The sequence below is a fragment of the Kitasatospora sp. NPDC094016 genome, assembly GCF_040304045.1.
Lineage (GTDB): Bacteria > Actinomycetota > Actinomycetes > Streptomycetales > Streptomycetaceae > Kitasatospora.
The window spans coordinates 36,041-51,312 of sequence record NZ_JBEOUK010000057.1; the positions used below are offsets into that span (position 1 = coordinate 36,041).

Here is a 15,272-nt window from a genome sequence, read left to right on the forward strand (position 1 = left end):
CCGCGGGCGACCCGGGGGCCCGGCCGTCAGCCGGCGTGGATGCCCTGCCCCGGCGCCAGGATCCCCGCCGGATCCCACCGCCGCTTGGCCCGCTCCACCCGCTCCCACAGACCGCCGTAGTGACGCCGCCAGTCCGCCCCCGTCATCCCCGGCACCGCCCCGATCAGGTAGCGCTTGCCGCCCAGCGCCACCGCCCGGTCGTACAGCCGCCGGTTGCGCTCCAGCATCGCCGCCGTGTCCGCCCCCGGCGCCGGGAACGCCAGCAGGTCGAAGTGCCAGCCCACCGGCTCCTGCGGCAGCACCGCCAGCGGCGTCCCCACCCGCGCCCGCGCGTACGGGTAGAACAGCAGCAGCCCCGCCCCCAGGTCCGCCGCCGTCAGCAGCGCGGTCGCCTCCCGCATGAACACCCCCACCGTCGAGGCGGGCAGGAACAGGCTCAGCCACGGCTTCGGCAGCCCCCAGAACCCGGCCGCCCGCAGGTACCCCGCGAACGCGTCCACCCGGAACGCGTACTCGCGCCAGCTCTGCTCCACCACCGTCGTCTCGCCCGCCACCCCGTGCAGCCCCGCCAGCAGCGCCTCCCGGTCCACCGCCCGCCCGGCGTCCCCGTAGGCCACCAGCTCCGCCGTGTAGCGCCACCGCTGCCCGTCCGCGCTGCGCACCACGTTGCCGACCTGGAGGTCGAAGCGGCCCTGGGCCAGCACCTTCTCCTGGTCCGCGCGGTAGAGGTCCGCGTCGTCGTAGGCCAGGGTGAACACGGTGGCGCGCTCGCGGGCCGGCACCAGGGCGAGCGTGGCCCGCACGATGATCCCCACCTGCCCGCCGCCGGCCAGCACCGCCTCGAACAGGTCCCGGTTGTGCTCGCGCGAGGCCGTCACCAGCTCGCCGGTGCCGGTCACCACGTCCAGCGACCGCACGGTGTCCGCCTGCAGCCCGTGGCGCTGCACCGCCCCGCCGATGCCGCCCACGCTCAGCGTCCCGCCCACCGACAGGTGCAGGTAGTCCGTCAGGCACGGCGGCATCCAGCCCGCCGCCAGCGCCGCGTCCGTCAGCTGCGCCCAGGTGGCGCCCGCCTCCACGACGGCGCGCCCGGGTTCGACGGAGAGGATCCGCGACAGTCCGCGCGCGTCGATCGCGATGCCGCCGCGGGGGTTGGCCTGGCCGTAGCTGGAGTGCGACTCCAGCCCGTCGTCGCCGGCCGTCGCCTGGTCGCCGCTCTGCCCGTTGACCGCCACCGGGATGCGGTGGCGGCGGGCGAAGGCCACCACCTTCTGGACGTCGCGCACCGAGGCCGGGCGCAGCACCGCGCGGGGCGAGGCGGTGACCAGGTGCCCGAAGTCGGAGGAGAACCGTTCCACGTCGGCGCCCCGCAGGGCCACCGTGCCGTCCAGGGCGGGCAGTTGGTCGACGTTCTCGCCCGGCTCGGCGGCCCAGGCGCGGGCGGCGGTGTTCCAGCCGACGACGGCGGCGCCGGCGCCGGCGATCAGTGCGCGGCGGGACAGACCTGAACTGCTCATATCAGCGTTTCTCCGATCGGTCGTCAAATAGGGATTGTTGTACCGCAACCACCCCGCGACCACCTACCTCCCCGCACGCCCCTCCTGCCGCTCCAGCCCCGCCAGCGCGGCCGCGACGTACTCCCGCATCCGCACCTGGTGGGCCGGGGCGCCTGCGGGGATGTGCGCGCAGGCGGCCAGCGCCTCCTCCAGCAGCGCCCGCCGCGCCTCGGGCAGGTGCGCCACCCGCGGCGAGCCGGCCGCCGTCCACAGCACGTGGGCGAGCTTGTAGGCGTACACGCGCGGGCTGGCCGGGAACAGCGCCCGGTACACCCACAGCCCCTCCGGGGCGTCCAGGACCCACTCGTTGTGGCTCAGCAGCCGCACCCGCGCCTTGAGCACCAGGTCCCTGTGCGCCGCGTCCCCGCGCGCCGCGTCCGTGCGCGTCACGTCCTTGTCCGCCACGTCCTTGTGCACCGTCATCCTCGCGTCCCCCTTCGTCCGTTCACCGCCCACCGCCCCCGGCGCGATGCGGCCCGTGCGCAGCACGGCGCGCGCCCCGGCCGCCCCGGGCAGGGCGGCCGGCGCGTGGCCGAAGGAGTGGATGCGGACGAGTCTGCGGGCCGCGCCCGCCGCCCGGCAAGACGTGATCAGGGTGCTCTGCGTCCTACCGAAACCCCCCGCTGAACTGGCACAATGGGGTTCGGTACACGCCGCGAGCCCCGGCCGCGAGGCCCCTGCCGTGCGGGGCTAGCCTGGTCGCATGTTCGTACTTGAGCTGACGTACACCGCCCCGCTGGAGCGCATCGACGCCGTCTTGCCGCGGCACGTGGAGTGGCTGCGCGGGCACTACGAGGCCGGCACGTTCCTCGCCTCGGGCCGCAAGGTGCCGCGCGAGGGCGGGGTGATCATCGCGCTGGGCGAGGACCGCGCCGCGGTCGAGGAGTTGACCCGCACCGACCCCTTCGCCCGCGAGGGCCTGGTCGCCTACACGGTGACCGAGTTCCTCGCCACCACCACCGCGCCCGCCCTGGACGCCTACCGCCAGCAGTTGCCCGCCTGAACCCCGGCCTCTGAACCCCGGCCTCTGAACCCCGGCCCCGCCGTGCCCCGCCCCGCCTCGCGGTTCGGGGCACGGTCGCGTTCTGGCTACGATCGGTGGCACGGGGCAAGGACGCGTACGGGAAGTTGGCGGGAGAAGACGGATGGCACACGCACGGGCCGGGCAGCCGGCGCAGCCGGATGACCTGGTGGATGTCGCGCGGCTGGTGACGGCGTACTACGCCCTGAACCCGGACCCTCAGGAGGTCGGCCAGCGGGTGGCGTTCGGCACCTCGGGCCACCGCGGGTCCTCGCTGGACGCCGCGTTCAACGAGGACCACATCGCCGCGACCACGCAGGCGATCTGCGAGTACCGGGCCCAACAGGGCATCGCCGGACCGCTGTTCCTGGGCGCCGACACGCACGCCCTCTCGGAGCCGGCGAAGGTGACGGCGGTGGAGGTGCTGGCCGCCAACGGCGTGCAGGTGCTGCTGGACGCGGCCGACGGCTACACCCCCACGCCCGCGGTCTCGCACGCGATCCTGGCCCACAACCGGCGCAGCCCCCGGGCGCTGGCGGACGGCATCGTGGTCACCCCCTCGCACAACCCGCCGCGCGACGGCGGCTTCAAGTACAACCCGCCCAGCGGCGGCCCGGCCGGCTCGCAGGCCACCGGCTGGATCCAGGACCGCGCCAACGAGCTGATCCGCGAGGGCCTGCGCGGCGTCAAGCGCGTCCCGTACGCGCGGGCGCTGGCGGCGGCGACCACCGGGCGCCACGACTACCTGGGCACCTACGTCGAGGACCTGCCCGCCGTGCTCGACCTGGACGCGGTGCGCGCGGCCGGGCTGCGCATCGGCGCGGACCCGCTGGGCGGGGCGTCGGTGGCGTACTGGGCGCGCATCGCCGAGACGCACCGCCTGGACCTGACGGTGGTCAACCCGGTCACCGACCCGACCTGGCGGTTCATGACGCTGGACTGGGACGGCAGGATCCGCATGGACTGCTCCTCGCCGTCCGCGATGGCCTCCCTGATCGGCCGCAAGGACGAGTACGCCATCGCCACCGGCAACGACGCGGACGCCGACCGGCACGGCATCGTCACCCCCGACGGCGGCCTGATGAACCCCAACCACTACCTGGCGGTGGCCGTCGACTACCTGTACCGCCACCGCGCGGACTGGCCCGCCGACGCGGCGGTCGGCAAGACGCTGGTGTCCTCCTCGATGCTGGACCGGGTCGCCGCCGACCTCAAGCGCGAACTGGTCGAGGTGCCGGTGGGCTTCAAGTGGTTCGTCGACGGGCTGGCGGAGGGCTCGATCGCCTTCGGCGGCGAGGAGTCGGCCGGCGCCTCGTTCCTGCGCCGCGACGGCGGGGTGTGGACCACCGACAAGGACGGCATCCTGCTGGCCCTGCTGGCCTCCGAGATCACCGCCGTCACCGGCGCCACCCCCAGCGCCTACTACCGCGAGCTGACCGAGCGCCACGGCGCCCCCGCCTACGCCCGCGTGGACGCCCCGGCCGACCGCGAGCAGAAGGCGCGCCTGGCCCGGCTCTCCCCGCAGCAGGTCACCGCGGGCGAGCTGGCCGGCGAGGCGGTGACCGCGGTGCTGGCCGAGGCGCCCGGCAACGGCGCGCCGATCGGCGGCATCAAGGTGTGCACCGACAACGCCTGGTTCGCGGCCCGCCCCTCGGGCACCGAGGACGTCTACAAGATCTACGCCGAGTCCTTCCTCGGCACCGGCCACCTGGCCCGGGTGCAGGAGGAGGCCCGGGCCCTGGTCGGCGAGGTCCTCGGCGCCTGATCCCCGCGCCCGCGGGTGCCCCGGACCGGTTCCCCGGCCCGGGGCACCCGCGTTTTCCGGGCCCCTCGCCCTCAAGGCGCCGTCCCGCGCGCCCGTACGCCCGTCGCCCCGGCCCGTCGCCCCGTGCTCAGCCGAACGGGCCCTGCTCGGTGAAGCGCCGCAGCGACCGGGCGAACGCCTCGGCCTCCCCGGGCGGCCAGGAGGCGAGCGCCTCCTCGATGCCGCCGGCCAGGCGCCCGCGCATCACCGCCACGGTGCGCTCGCCCGCGCCGGTCAGGGTCAGCAGGGTGGCGCGCTGGTCGCGCGGGTCGGCCTCGCGGCGCAGCAGCCCGGCCTCCTCCAGACGGGTGGCCCGGCGGCTGACCCCGGAGCGGTCCAGGCCGATCTCGGCGGCCAGGTCGGCGGCGCTGCGCGCCCCGGTGCGGGCCAGGCCGGAGAGCACGGGGTAGGTGACCTCGTCCACCGCCTCGCCCAGGCCCTCGGTCAGGCGCCGGTAGAGCGCGGCGCGGGCGGGGCGGCGCAGCAGGACGGCCAGGGCCTGGGCGACGGCGTCCCCGAGGCCGGAGGCGGCCTCCGGGGCGGTCGTGGCCTCGGTCTCGGGGTCGGGGTCGGGGTCGGGGTCGGGGATTTCGGGGGAGTGGTCCACCCCCCGATCATAGCGTGCGCGGCGCACGCGTTCCTGGGGTACGCTCATCCCATGAAGCGTGCGCCACGCACGCATTGCCGGATTCCGAGAAGGGAACCCCCATGTCCGCCACCGCCCCCCGCACCACCATCGCCGCCGCCCTCGACGACCTGCTCTTCACCCCCGGCCTCGACCTGGAGACCGCCGTCGAGCGCCACTTCACCCCCGACTACCGCCAGCGCACCGACGGCCGCTGGGACGACCGCGCCGCCTTCGCCGACCACATCCGCCACCTGCGCGCCGTGGTCGCCTCCGGCCGCGTCGAGGTCCACGAGGAACTCCACGACGGCGACCGCACCGCCACCCGGCACACCGTCGACGTCCTCAAGACCGACGGCACCCGGGTCTCCATGGAGGTCTACCTCTTCGGCCGGTACGCCCCCTGCGGGCGCCTGCGCCGCATCGAGGAGACCACCCTGCTGCTCGCCGGAGCCGAGGCCGACCGCAACCTCGGCTCCGCCCGCTGAGGGCCCCCGCCCGCTGAACCCCGCCCGCTGAACCCCGTCCGCCCGGGGATCAGGACCGCGACGGTGCCGGCACCGGCACCGTCGCCTCCCCCTCCGCCGGCGCGCCCGCCCGCGCGTCCCGCGTGGTCGCCGCCGCCGTCACCGCCGCCACCAGCGCCAGCCCCGCCGCCGCGAACGGGAACCACCGCCCGCCCAGCACCGCGATCGCCGCACTGCCCGCAACCCCCCCGGCCGCCGTCCCCAGGTACAGCGCACTGCTGTTCAGCGAGATCAGCAGCGGCGCGTTCCCCGGATCGATCGACGCCAGCCGGTGCGGCAGCGCCACCGACACCGCCCACCCCGCCAGCGGCACCACCGCCGCGTACACCAGCGCCCCCGGCATGCTGCGCCCCAGCCACGGCAGCGCGGCGAACGCGCCCGCCGCCACCGTCGAGCCGGTCAGCAGCACCCGCCGCACCCCGACCCGGTCCACCAGGCGCCCGCCCAGCCAGCTGCCCGCCACCGACATCACGCCCGCCGTCAGCAGCACCAGGCTCAGCCGGTCCGCGTCGCCCCCGGTCGCCCCCGAGACGGCGGTGGCCAGGTAGATGTAGACGCACTGGAAGGCCAGGAAGAACGCCAGCGTGGTGGCCGCCGCCCCCAGCACCCGCCGCTGCCCCAGCGGGGCCAGGCGCGCCCGCAGCCCCGGCGCCGCCACCGGCGCCGGCAGGTCGCGCAGCAGCAGCGCCAGCCCCGCCAGCGCCGCCACGCCCAGCGCGGTGACCAGCCACATCGTCATCCGCCAGTCGCCGCGCCCCACCCAGGTGCCCAGCGGTACGCCCAGCGCGGTGGCCACCGTCATCCCGCCCAGCACGGTGGCCAGCGCCCGTCCGCGCCGCTCGGGGGCGACCAGGGTGGTGGCCACCGCGTTGGCGGTCGGCGTGTACAGCGCGGCCCCGGCGGCCGCCAGGACCCGGGTGGCCAGCAGCAGGCCGTAGTTCGGGGCGAGCGCGCTGAGCGCGTTGGCCGCGCTGAACACCGCGAGCGCGGTCAGCAGCAGCCGCCGGCGCGGCCAGCGGGCGGTGAGCGCGGCCAGTGCCGGGGCCAGCAGCGCGTAGCCGAGCGCGAAGACGGTGACCAGCTGGCCCGCGGCCGGCACGGACACCCCCAGGTCGGCGGCGATCGGGCCGAGGATGCCGGCGACGACCATCGAGTCGGTGCCCATGGCGAAGGTGCCGAGGGCGAGCAGGAGCAGGCGTACGGGCATGGGAAAGCCCCCCGATTGTTTGACGATAGGGCAACAGTTTGACGCTCGTCAAACACTAGAGATGGGTGGATGATTGTCAAACCAATGCCCACCCGACGAGGACCACGCGCCATGACCGAAGACGAGCGGCTTCCCCAGCCCGCCACCGCCGACATCGACCTCGTCACGGTCCTGCACGCCCTCGGCGACCCCGTCCGGATGACCCTGCTGCTCAGCTACGCCGACGGCGCCGAACACTCCTGCGCCCCCCGCGACCTGGGCCTGGACCACCTCCACAAGTCGACCGTCTCCCACCACATGCGCGTCCTGCGCGAGGCCGGCGTCACCACCACCCGCGTCGCCGGGCGCAACCGCTTCGTCAGCCTGCGCCGCACCGACCTCGACGTCCGCTTCCCCGGCCTGCTCGACGCCCTCCTCACCGGTGCGCCGGCCGCCCCGGCTGCCCCTGCCGCGCCCGCCGGGCCTGCCGGGCCCGCCTGAACCCGCCTGAACCGGCCAGGACCCACCGCCCGCGGGGTGCCGGGGCGGTGGGTCCTGGAGGGGGAAGCCGGCCCGTCCGACGTCCCGCGGCGGCGCCGTGCCGGGGCGCCCGTCGGCAGGAGGTCGGCAGGAGGTCGGTCGGGGATCAGTAGGGGATCGGGCGGTTCTCGCGGGCCCACAGCTGTTCGGCCTCGCTCTGGGACGGGGGCGGGGCGATCCCGTTGATCATCCACAGGTCCCGGGGCGTCTCGTCGATGTGGAACTCGCAGTGCAGGCCGCGCCCGGTGGTGTGGGGCGCGAGGAGGGCGGCCAGGGCCTCCCGGGTGCGCTTGCGCAGGTCGGGGTCCTCGGTGTGCCGGGCGATGTGCTCGACCACGATCCGCACCGCGTCGTGCGCGGGCCGGTCGCCCACGTGGAAGGAGTCGGCGCCGATCTCGTGGAAGAGCGTCATCACGTAGAACTTCGGCAGCCCGAAGCGGGTGTAGAACCCGGTGATGTCGGCGGCGAGCCGCTGCTTCTGCCCGGGGGTGTAGGTGCCGGGCGGGTGGTAGACGTGCCACAGCGGCATGGGTGTTCTCCTCAGTGGTGTCGGGTGGGGTCCGGGTTCAGCGGCGGACGGGGATGGTGAGGCCCTCCACCGGGCCGGGGAGCGCGGCCTTGAGCGCCCTGGTGAGGTCGTCGACGAGGACCTCGCGGTCGCCGCGCTCGACGCCGTCCAGGACGATGCGGGCCACCTCGCCGGCCGGGATCTTGTCGACGGGCAGGGCCGCCACCATCTCGGTGTCCGCGAAGCCCAGGTGCACGCCGACGACCTGGGTGCCCTGGGCGGCGAGCTCCAGGCGCAGGGAGTTGGTCAGGGACCACAGGGCGGCCTTGGAGGCGCCGTAGGCGCCCGCGCCCGCGCCCCAGGACAGCGCGGAGTGGATGTCGACCAGCGCCCCGCCGCCACCGGCCGCCAGCACCGGCGCGAAGGCCCGGGCGATGCGCAGCGGGCCCAGGACGTTGGTGTCGAAGGTCGCCTGGACCTGCCGCAGGTCGCCGGTGAGCAGCGCTCCCGGGTACAGGACGCCGGCGTTGTTGAAGACGAGGTCGACGTCCTGGACGCGCTCGGCCAGGGCGGCCACCGAGGCGTCGTCGGTGACGTCCAGGGCGAGGACCTCCACCCGCGCGTCCTCGCTGGGCACGGGGGTGCGGGCGGTGGCGTAGACCTTCTTCGCGCCGCGCGCCAGCAGTTCCCCGACGAACGCCCGGCCGAGGCCGCGCAGGCCTCCGGTGACCAGGGCGGTGGAGCCGTCGATCACGGTCATGTGCGTGTTCCTCGCTCTCGGAAGGCGGTGCCCGCGGCCGGGGCACCGCAACGTTTAGATTACTACCATCATCTAAACTGGATGGGGAAGCCCGGATGGGAAAGTAGGACCACCACCACCGCAGGACGAGGAAAGGAACGCAGGCATGTCCCGCGTGTCACGCGCCGAGGCCGAACGCCACCGCCAGGAGGTGATCGACCACACCGCCAGACTGATCCGGGAGCAAGGCTCCGACCAGATCAGCGTCCCCCGGGCGATGGCCGCCGCAGGCCTGACGCACGGCGGCTTCTACCGGCACTTCACCTCCAAGGACGACCTCGTCGCCAGGGCCCTCACCGCCGCCTTCACCGAACGCCGCGAAGCCATGGACCGCCTCGCCGACCACCCCGCACCCGGCACGCCCGCCGCCGACCCGACCGCGCCCCAACACCCCACCCCCCGCGCCGAGTTCCTCGCCCGCTACCTCTCCACCCCCCACCGCGACAACCCCGGCCAGGGCTGCGCCGCCGCAGCCCTGGCCGCCGACGCGGCCCGCGCCGAACCCGGCTCCCCGCTGCGTACCGCCTTCACCGCCGGACTGCGCGACCTGGTCGACGGCTTCCAGCACCTGCCCGACGCCGCCGACCGCGAGAGCGCCCTCGCCGACCTGTCCACCATGGTCGGAGCCCTCCTCCTCGCCCGCGCCAGCGACGACCCCGCCCTGTCCGACGAACTCCTCGCCGCCGCCCGCCACCGCCTGACCACCCCCGCCGCCCCCGCGTAGGGCCGGGGCCGCCGCGACGGCCCCGGCCCGCCCGCTCGGGCCCGGGGCCACCGGCCCCTGCCCCGGCGGCGCTTGCCCCGGCGCCGAGACCCGTGATCGGATGGCGCCAGCATCGCGTGCCGGTGACGGACAGCGTCAGGCATGGAGGTGCGGAACCGAAGGGACCGCCCTCCGTGGCTTCCCATGACGGCGACCGCGTGGTCGCCCTGAGTCTCCAACTCTCCCGAGCACACCAGGAACTGCGCCGCCGGATCGGCCGGATCAGAGCCGGGATCGGACAGCGCCGCCCGGACGGCGACACACTGCGCACCCACTGCCTGGCCTTCTGCGCCGCACTGACGGCACACCACCAGGGCGAGGACGAGGGCATGTTCGCCCACCTGCTGCGCGAACACCCGCAGCTCGCCGGGACGATCGCCAAACTCGTCGAGGACCACGAGATGATCGCCCGCATCCTCAACCGGGTGCGCGAACTCGCCGACCACGCCGCCGAATCGGCCGGACCACCCGGCGAAGGACTGGAAGCGGTCGGCCGCGAACTCGACGGCCTCACAGCGATCATGGAATCCCACTTCGCCTACGAGGAACGCACGATCAGCAAGGCCCTCGACAGCGCAGCGCCCGACAGCAGCTGGCCCGACCAGGTGTTCCGGTTCGGCTGACGAGCCCCCGCTGCTACACCCCCTACGAACTCCACCTCCTGCCCGACGCCGTCCGCCCCGCCGCCCACACCCCCGACCACTGACGCACGCGGACGCACGGCCCCGTCGGCGGCTGGACGGCCGAGACGGGGCCGTCTTCGCCCGCCGCGCCGCCGCGCTCGGCAGCTGAGCCGACCCACTACGGCGGTTTCACCCGACGCCCTCGCCGGCGACTTTCACCAGTGCCTGCGTGCCGAGCACCGCCAGCAGCGCCAGCCGTTCGGCGTCCTCAGTGCCGGGTTCGGCCGTGTAGACCATGATCCGCAGATCGCTGCCCGCGACGCTGAGCACGTCGCAGTCCAGCGTCAGCGATCCCACCTGCGGGTGGTCGATGGTCTTGCGCGAGGCCTCCTGGTGCCCCACCGCGCCGGAGTCCCACAGCTTGGCGAACCGCTCGCTGCGGCCGCGCAGATCAGCGATCAGACGCCGCAGCCGCAGGTCCGCCGGGTAGCGGCTCGCCGTCGCCCGCAGGTCGGAGACGACCGCGGTCTCCAACGCCTGCCGGGACTCCGGCGTGTGGCGGACCCGGCTGCCCGAGCCGAGGAAGTTCCGCCACGCCCCGTTGCGCTCCTTGCCGTGCCGCTCACCCATCAGCGCGGTGTAGAGCGGATTGGCCAGCAGCAGCGTCCACGCCGCGTCGTAGACCGCGACGGGTGTGCCGGTCAGCCGGTCCAGCATCCGTTGCACGCCGGCCGTGATGTAGGCGGGCACCGTGCCGCGCCCCGGCGCCACCAGCCCGGCGACCCGGAACAGATGCTCACGCTCCTCCGCGTTCAGCCGCAGCGCCCGCCCCAGCGCCTCGACGACCTGCTCCGACGGGTTGGCCGCCCGGCCCTGCTCGAGGCGGGTGACGTAGTCGACCGAGATCCCGGCCAGCAGCGCCAGCTCCTCCCGGCGCAGTCCGGCCGCGCGCCGATGGCCGCCCACCGGCAGACCGACCGCCTCCGGCGGGACCCGGTCACGCCAGCGCCGCACCGTCCGCCCGAACTCCGTGGCCGCCATGCCACCACTGTGCACCTCCCCACCCGCGAGTGCCTGGTACCGGCAGTCCCAGGAAGACCGGACGCATGGCTGACGGCACCGCCGCGCAGCATCCTGGAGGCATGACCACAACACTGATCACCGGAGCGAACAAGGGGCTCGGCTTCGAGACCGCCCGCCAACTCATCGCCGCAGGCCACACCGTGTACATCGGCAGCCGGGACCCCGAACGGGGGCGTCGCGCCGCCGAGCAGTTGGGCGCACGGCTGGTCGTCATCGACATCACCGACGACGCCTCGGTCGCCGCAGCGGCGAAGACCGTCGAGGCCGACGGCGGCCTGGACGTGCTCGTCAACAACGCCGGCGTGGAGGAGCGGGACGAGGACAACGGCATCATCGGTGCCGCCGACGTCACCGCCGACCTGATGCGGAGCACGTTCGAAACCAACGTCTTCGGCACGGTACGCGTCACCCACGCGTTCCTCCCGCTGCTGCAGCGCTCCGCCGCCCCCGTCATCGTCAACCTCAGCAGCGGCCTGGCCTCGCTCACCCGCGTCACCACCGCCGACACCCCCACCTACGCGTACCCCGGCGTCGCCTACCCGGCCTCCAAGGCCGCCGTCAACATGGTCACCGTGCAGTACGCCAAGGCGTTCCCGCACATGCGCATCAACGCCGTCGAGCCCGGCTTCACCAAGACGGACCTCAACGGCAACACCGGCATCCAGACCGTCGAACAGGGCGCCGAGATCATCGTCCGCATGGCCGGCCTCACCCCGGACGGCCCCACCGGCACCTACACCGACGCCGAGGGCCCACTGCCCTGGTAACCGACCCGCCCACGACGGCCGCCCCGACCGACGAACACGTCTTCGCCGGAGCATGAGGCCCAGGAGTCAGCGCGGGCCGGTCCGGATGCCGCCGCCCCGGGACCAGAGTTCTTCGACGTGTTCGGCGAAGCGGTCGAACATGCCGTTCTCCCCGCTGCGCCGCAGGTGCATCAGTGGCGGCGGGTTGAACCGGGTGGAGGGGTTGAGAAGGCCCCGCCGCCCCGAGTTCGGGGCGGCGGGGCCGGAGTTGCTGCTATCAGGCCTCGAACTCACCGGCGCCGACGGCGGTGACGAAGGCCTGCCAGGCATCGGCGGGGAAGGCGAGGGTGTGGCCGTCGGGGTCCTTGGAGTCGCGGACCGGGACGATGCCGGGGAAGCCGTCCGCTACCTCGATGCATTCGCCGCCCTGGCCGCTGAACGTGCTCTTGCGCCAGCGAGCGCCGGATAGGTCAAGGTGCACTTTCAAATTCCTTCCGTAGTGCGCGGATCAGCTCAAGCGACGGAGTCAGAGGCAGTGCCTCGGCTTGCAGCCGATCGTACTCCCTGGCCCAGCCCGCGAGGGTTTCGGCGTCGCGCTCCAGGTGACCGCGCAGGTGGCTCTCCGAATAGCCGAGCAGCGAACGATTCGGCATCGTCAGAAGCGTCACCGGGTGCGCGAACGGCCGGTGCTCTCCGAGGCCGAGCGGGGCTACCTGGATGGTCACGTTCGGCCGACCGGCCAGCTCTTCCAGGTGGGCCAACTGACCTGCCATCACGGCCGGTCCACCGACCGGCCGTCGCAGGCTCCACTCGTCGAGTACGGCCTGGACATAGGGCGGAGACGGCCGGTTGATCCGTTCCTGTCGGGTGAGGAGGAACCGCATGCGCTCGTCGGCCTGCTGCTGGGTGACGGTCCCGCGCGTGACCGGTGCCTGTTCATAGGCTGCCGCATACTCGGGAGTCTGCAGCAGCCCTGAGATGACCCCGATCTGGAAGAGCCGGATGGCGGTCGCCTCGGCTTCCTTGTCGGCGTACTCGGGGAAACCCTCTATCAGGATGCTGTGTTCAAGCTGGTCGAGCATCAGGCCGAGCGTGCCGCCGGTGGCGAGGTGCTCGTCCACGAGATCCACGAATCGGCGGCTCGGCGCGCGGATGCCGCGCTCGATGCTGGAGATGTAGGCACCGGAATAGGCGATGGCCTCTCCGAGTTCCGTCTGGGTCAGGCCGCGTGCCTCGCGTGAACGCCGGAGCTGAATCCCGAGGGTCGCGTACGGGGATGACGCAGGATCAAGCTTCTTACGGTTCATGATGCTTCCCAACTGAACCATGCTGAACTGGCGACTTCAGATGCTTCCCCAGGAGGGGTCGTTCCGCAAGTCTTTCCCACACGGAACGTGAAGGATCGACAGCGGAAGGTTACTCCCATGGGTGATGTCCAAGTGCCCCGGTTGCACGGCTACGGGGTGCGCTGGGACTCGGAGGGCCGGTGTTACCGGGTGCGGAACGAGACGACGGGGGAGTGGCTGCGCAGCGGCACCTCGGGTGCGCTGGCCTCCTTCTCCTCCTTCTCCGCCGCCTTCAGCGCGTGGCGGGGGTTCGAGGTCCGGCGCCGGGTGGGGGCGTGATGGGATCCGCCCTCAACCGCGCCACGGCCGACCAGCGGCGGCAGGCGGCCGACGTCCTCGACGACCTGACCACCGTCCTCGCCCTGGGCGGGGTGAAGTTGCCCTCCGTCGAAGTCGACTGGGAGCACGGCCGCAGGACCGGCTGCTACCTGATCGGCCTCGGTTGCGTCCGCCCGTTCGAACTCCTGCGGGTCGTCGACCTGTTGCGCAAGGGGCTGCGCTACGAGCGCCTCACGTATGACGGCTGAACTCCTCGCCCGCCTCTTCTGGTTGGCGGGCTTCTCCCTCGTACTCCTCGCCGCCCTCAGGAAGTGAACTGCCCGTGCGCGACCCCCGTCTCCTCGCCAAGCCGCCCGTGTGCCGGCTCGGCTGCCTCGTCCTCGTGCGCAACCCGCGCGGCGACGTGCTGCTCGTCGACCCGGAAGACGGAGAGCCCGGCGAGGGGTTGAGAAGGCGCCGCATGCCCCCGGGTAGGGGCGGCGGCGCGCGGGGTGGTGAGCTGGGGTGCGGGGTTGGCAACTCGCGCTGGTCGGGGCGTGTGTGCGCGTAGTGTCGGAAGCATGGCGAGCGATCATCTTGGGGATCGGGTCAAGCGGCTGCGTCGCTTGGCCGATCTGACGCAGGAGGGCCTGGCTGAGAAGTCGGGCGTGTCGGTGGATGTGGTTCGGAAACTTGAGCAGCAGCGGAAGCATTCCGCGCGGCTTCCGACGCTCCACGCCCTGGCCAAGGGACTTGGCGTTGAGCTGACTGCGCTTCTGGGCGATCCACCAGCGGTGCCGTCGACAGGTGATGCGGACCCGCCTGGCCTGGTCGCGGTGCGGCGGGCGATCATGCCGCCCTTGTTCACGCCGCTGCCGGTGGCGGACGGTGTGGAGAAGTTGTCGATTCCGCTGCTACGTGGCGAGATCGCAGAGGCCTGGACCCTGTATCACGCGGCCGACTTCGGCAGGGTCATGGAGACGTTGCCGACGATAATCGCGGATGCCCGCCTCGCCGCGGCCGTCGGCCGCGGCGAGGACCGCCTGGCCGGTCACCATGCGCTCGGCAAGGCTCTCCAACTGGGAGGACATCTCGCGATCCGTCTCGGTAAGACAGATCTCGGCCTGTCCAGTCTCGAACGGGCAATAGCGGCAGCGGACTCGGCAGAAGACCCGCTGCTGGGAGCGATGATCTGCAACTCGGTGGCCTGGGCGTATCAGCGCCAGAACCGGCTCGGCGACGCGCAGACGCTGGCCATCCACGCAGCGGACGGAGTGGAGAACGAGCACTCGTCGAAGGCGGAGGGGCTCAAGGTGTGGGGCGGACTGATCATGTCCGCAGCGACCAGCACGGCCCGAAGCGGCGACTATGACGGAGCATCCGAGATGATGCTGACCGCAGAACAAGCGACCAGACGCCTTTCAAAGCTTCCTGCCTCGGCCGACGGCCGCATGGTCAGCGTGTTCAACAGCTCCTCGGTGCGCATCGAGCGGGTTCGGCTCGCGGTCCAATTCGCCCGGCCGGAGGAAGCCTTGGGGCTCGCGAAGGGAATCCGGCTCAGCAACGACACCCCGGTGTCCTGGCGGACCTGGCTGCTCCTGGACGTGGCACGCGCCTACACGGACATGGGGGACGCAGCCGGAGCGGTGTCGACCTTGGAGAAACTCCAACGAGTAGCGCCGGGCTGGATGCGGCACCACACCCTCGCCGTGGCCATCGTCTCCGACCTCTGGGCAGGTCCGGCTCGCCCGCCCGGCCTGAAGAGGCTCGCCCGCTCCCTGGGGCTGACTGACTAGTGCTGCTCCGCGCAAGTTCGTGGAGGGGTCAGGTCGCCGGGCTGTCGAGGTAGAGGCCGCAGGCGCAGTCCAGGCATTCTTCGGGGGCGCC

General features: G+C 73.3%; 19 protein-coding genes. 10 read left to right on the forward strand and 9 right to left on the reverse strand.

From position 1 onward, the window contains the following. Positions 1-26 precede the first annotated feature (26 nt). A complete protein-coding gene (locus ABT015_RS33975) occupies positions 27-1,517 on the reverse strand; it encodes an FAD-binding protein (RefSeq protein WP_350886125.1) in 1,491 nt (496 codons plus the stop codon). A gap of 63 nt (positions 1,518-1,580) precedes the next feature. Further along, positions 1,581-1,979: a hypothetical protein gene (locus ABT015_RS33980; RefSeq protein ID WP_350886127.1), complete on the reverse strand. Its 399-nt coding sequence runs from the start codon at positions 1,977-1,979 to the stop codon at positions 1,581-1,583. A gap of 280 nt (positions 1,980-2,259) precedes the next feature. Here ABT015_RS33980 and ABT015_RS33985 point away from each other — a divergent pair, with 280 nt between their 5' ends. Further along, on the forward strand, positions 2,260-2,559 hold the full coding sequence (locus tag ABT015_RS33985; RefSeq protein ID WP_350886129.1) for a YciI family protein: 300 nt from the start codon (positions 2,260-2,262) through the stop codon (positions 2,557-2,559). 142 nt (positions 2,560-2,701) lie between these two features. Further along, complete coding sequence (pgm, locus tag ABT015_RS33990; RefSeq protein WP_350886131.1) at positions 2,702-4,342, forward strand: phosphoglucomutase (alpha-D-glucose-1,6-bisphosphate-dependent); 1,641 nt, start codon at positions 2,702-2,704, stop codon at positions 4,340-4,342. Between the two features lie 127 nt (positions 4,343-4,469). Here pgm and ABT015_RS33995 read toward each other — a convergent pair whose 3' ends face one another. After that, entirely contained in the window at positions 4,470-4,877 is a 408-nt protein-coding gene (locus ABT015_RS33995; RefSeq protein WP_350886161.1) for a MarR family winged helix-turn-helix transcriptional regulator, read from the reverse strand. A 212-nt stretch (positions 4,878-5,089) separates the two neighbouring features. Here ABT015_RS33995 and ABT015_RS34000 point away from each other — a divergent pair, with 212 nt between their 5' ends. Next, positions 5,090-5,494 carry a nuclear transport factor 2 family protein gene (locus ABT015_RS34000; RefSeq protein WP_350886133.1) on the forward strand — a complete coding sequence of 135 codons (405 nt, stop codon included), beginning with the start codon at positions 5,090-5,092 and terminating at the stop codon, positions 5,492-5,494. Positions 5,495-5,543: 49 nt separating this feature from the next. Here ABT015_RS34000 and ABT015_RS34005 read toward each other — a convergent pair whose 3' ends face one another. Continuing rightward, entirely contained in the window at positions 5,544-6,740 is a 1,197-nt protein-coding gene (locus ABT015_RS34005; protein WP_350886135.1) for an MFS transporter, read from the reverse strand. A 111-nt stretch (positions 6,741-6,851) separates the two neighbouring features. Here ABT015_RS34005 and ABT015_RS34010 point away from each other — a divergent pair, with 111 nt between their 5' ends. After that, positions 6,852-7,220, forward strand: a complete 369-nt coding sequence (locus ABT015_RS34010; protein WP_350886137.1) for an ArsR/SmtB family transcription factor — start codon at positions 6,852-6,854, stop codon at positions 7,218-7,220. Positions 7,221-7,365: 145 nt separating this feature from the next. On the opposite strand, the gene ABT015_RS34015 is transcribed toward ABT015_RS34010, so the two are convergent. Next, positions 7,366-7,788 (reverse strand): tautomerase family protein, encoded by a 423-nt coding sequence (locus tag ABT015_RS34015; RefSeq protein ID WP_350886139.1) that lies wholly within the window; start codon positions 7,786-7,788, stop codon positions 7,366-7,368. Between the two features lie 37 nt (positions 7,789-7,825). Continuing rightward, positions 7,826-8,527: an SDR family oxidoreductase gene (locus ABT015_RS34020; protein ID WP_350886141.1), complete on the reverse strand. Its 702-nt coding sequence runs from the start codon at positions 8,525-8,527 to the stop codon at positions 7,826-7,828. Between the two features lie 145 nt (positions 8,528-8,672). Between ABT015_RS34020 and ABT015_RS34025 the strand changes: the two genes are divergently transcribed. Both ABT015_RS34025 and ABT015_RS34030 read left to right on the forward strand, forming a co-directional pair. Next, entirely contained in the window at positions 8,673-9,290 is a 618-nt protein-coding gene (locus tag ABT015_RS34025; protein ID WP_350886143.1) for a TetR/AcrR family transcriptional regulator, read from the forward strand. Between the two features lie 173 nt (positions 9,291-9,463). Then, on the forward strand, positions 9,464-9,952 hold the full coding sequence (locus ABT015_RS34030; RefSeq protein WP_350886145.1) for a hemerythrin domain-containing protein: 489 nt from the start codon (positions 9,464-9,466) through the stop codon (positions 9,950-9,952). A gap of 189 nt (positions 9,953-10,141) precedes the next feature. On the opposite strand, the gene ABT015_RS34035 is transcribed toward ABT015_RS34030, so the two are convergent. Beyond that, entirely contained in the window at positions 10,142-10,993 is an 852-nt protein-coding gene (locus ABT015_RS34035; RefSeq protein WP_350886147.1) for a helix-turn-helix transcriptional regulator, read from the reverse strand. Between the two features lie 101 nt (positions 10,994-11,094). Between ABT015_RS34035 and ABT015_RS34040 the strand changes: the two genes are divergently transcribed. Then, complete coding sequence (locus ABT015_RS34040) at positions 11,095-11,802, forward strand: SDR family NAD(P)-dependent oxidoreductase (RefSeq protein ID WP_350886149.1); 708 nt, start codon at positions 11,095-11,097, stop codon at positions 11,800-11,802. Positions 11,803-12,058: 256 nt separating this feature from the next. Here the strand turns inward: ABT015_RS34040 and ABT015_RS34045 are convergent, their stop codons facing one another. Beyond that, complete coding sequence (locus ABT015_RS34045) at positions 12,059-12,268, reverse strand: DUF397 domain-containing protein (RefSeq protein WP_350886151.1); 210 nt, start codon at positions 12,266-12,268, stop codon at positions 12,059-12,061. Beyond that, entirely contained in the window at positions 12,252-13,088 is an 837-nt protein-coding gene (locus ABT015_RS34050) for a helix-turn-helix domain-containing protein (protein WP_350886153.1), read from the reverse strand. The genes ABT015_RS34045 and ABT015_RS34050 overlap by 17 nt, the downstream gene beginning before the upstream one ends. Positions 13,089-13,205: 117 nt before the next feature. Between ABT015_RS34050 and ABT015_RS34055 the strand changes: the two genes are divergently transcribed. From ABT015_RS34055 to ABT015_RS34065, 3 genes are all read left to right on the forward strand, one after another. Then, positions 13,206-13,406 (forward strand): hypothetical protein, encoded by a 201-nt coding sequence (locus ABT015_RS34055; protein WP_350886155.1) that lies wholly within the window; start codon positions 13,206-13,208, stop codon positions 13,404-13,406. After that, complete coding sequence (locus ABT015_RS34060; RefSeq protein ID WP_350886157.1) at positions 13,406-13,654, forward strand: hypothetical protein; 249 nt, start codon at positions 13,406-13,408, stop codon at positions 13,652-13,654. Before ABT015_RS34055 ends, ABT015_RS34060 begins: the two co-directional genes overlap by 1 nt. A 312-nt stretch (positions 13,655-13,966) precedes the next feature. Beyond that, entirely contained in the window at positions 13,967-15,181 is a 1,215-nt protein-coding gene (locus ABT015_RS34065; protein ID WP_350886159.1) for a helix-turn-helix domain-containing protein, read from the forward strand. Positions 15,182-15,272: the final 91 nt, after the last annotated feature.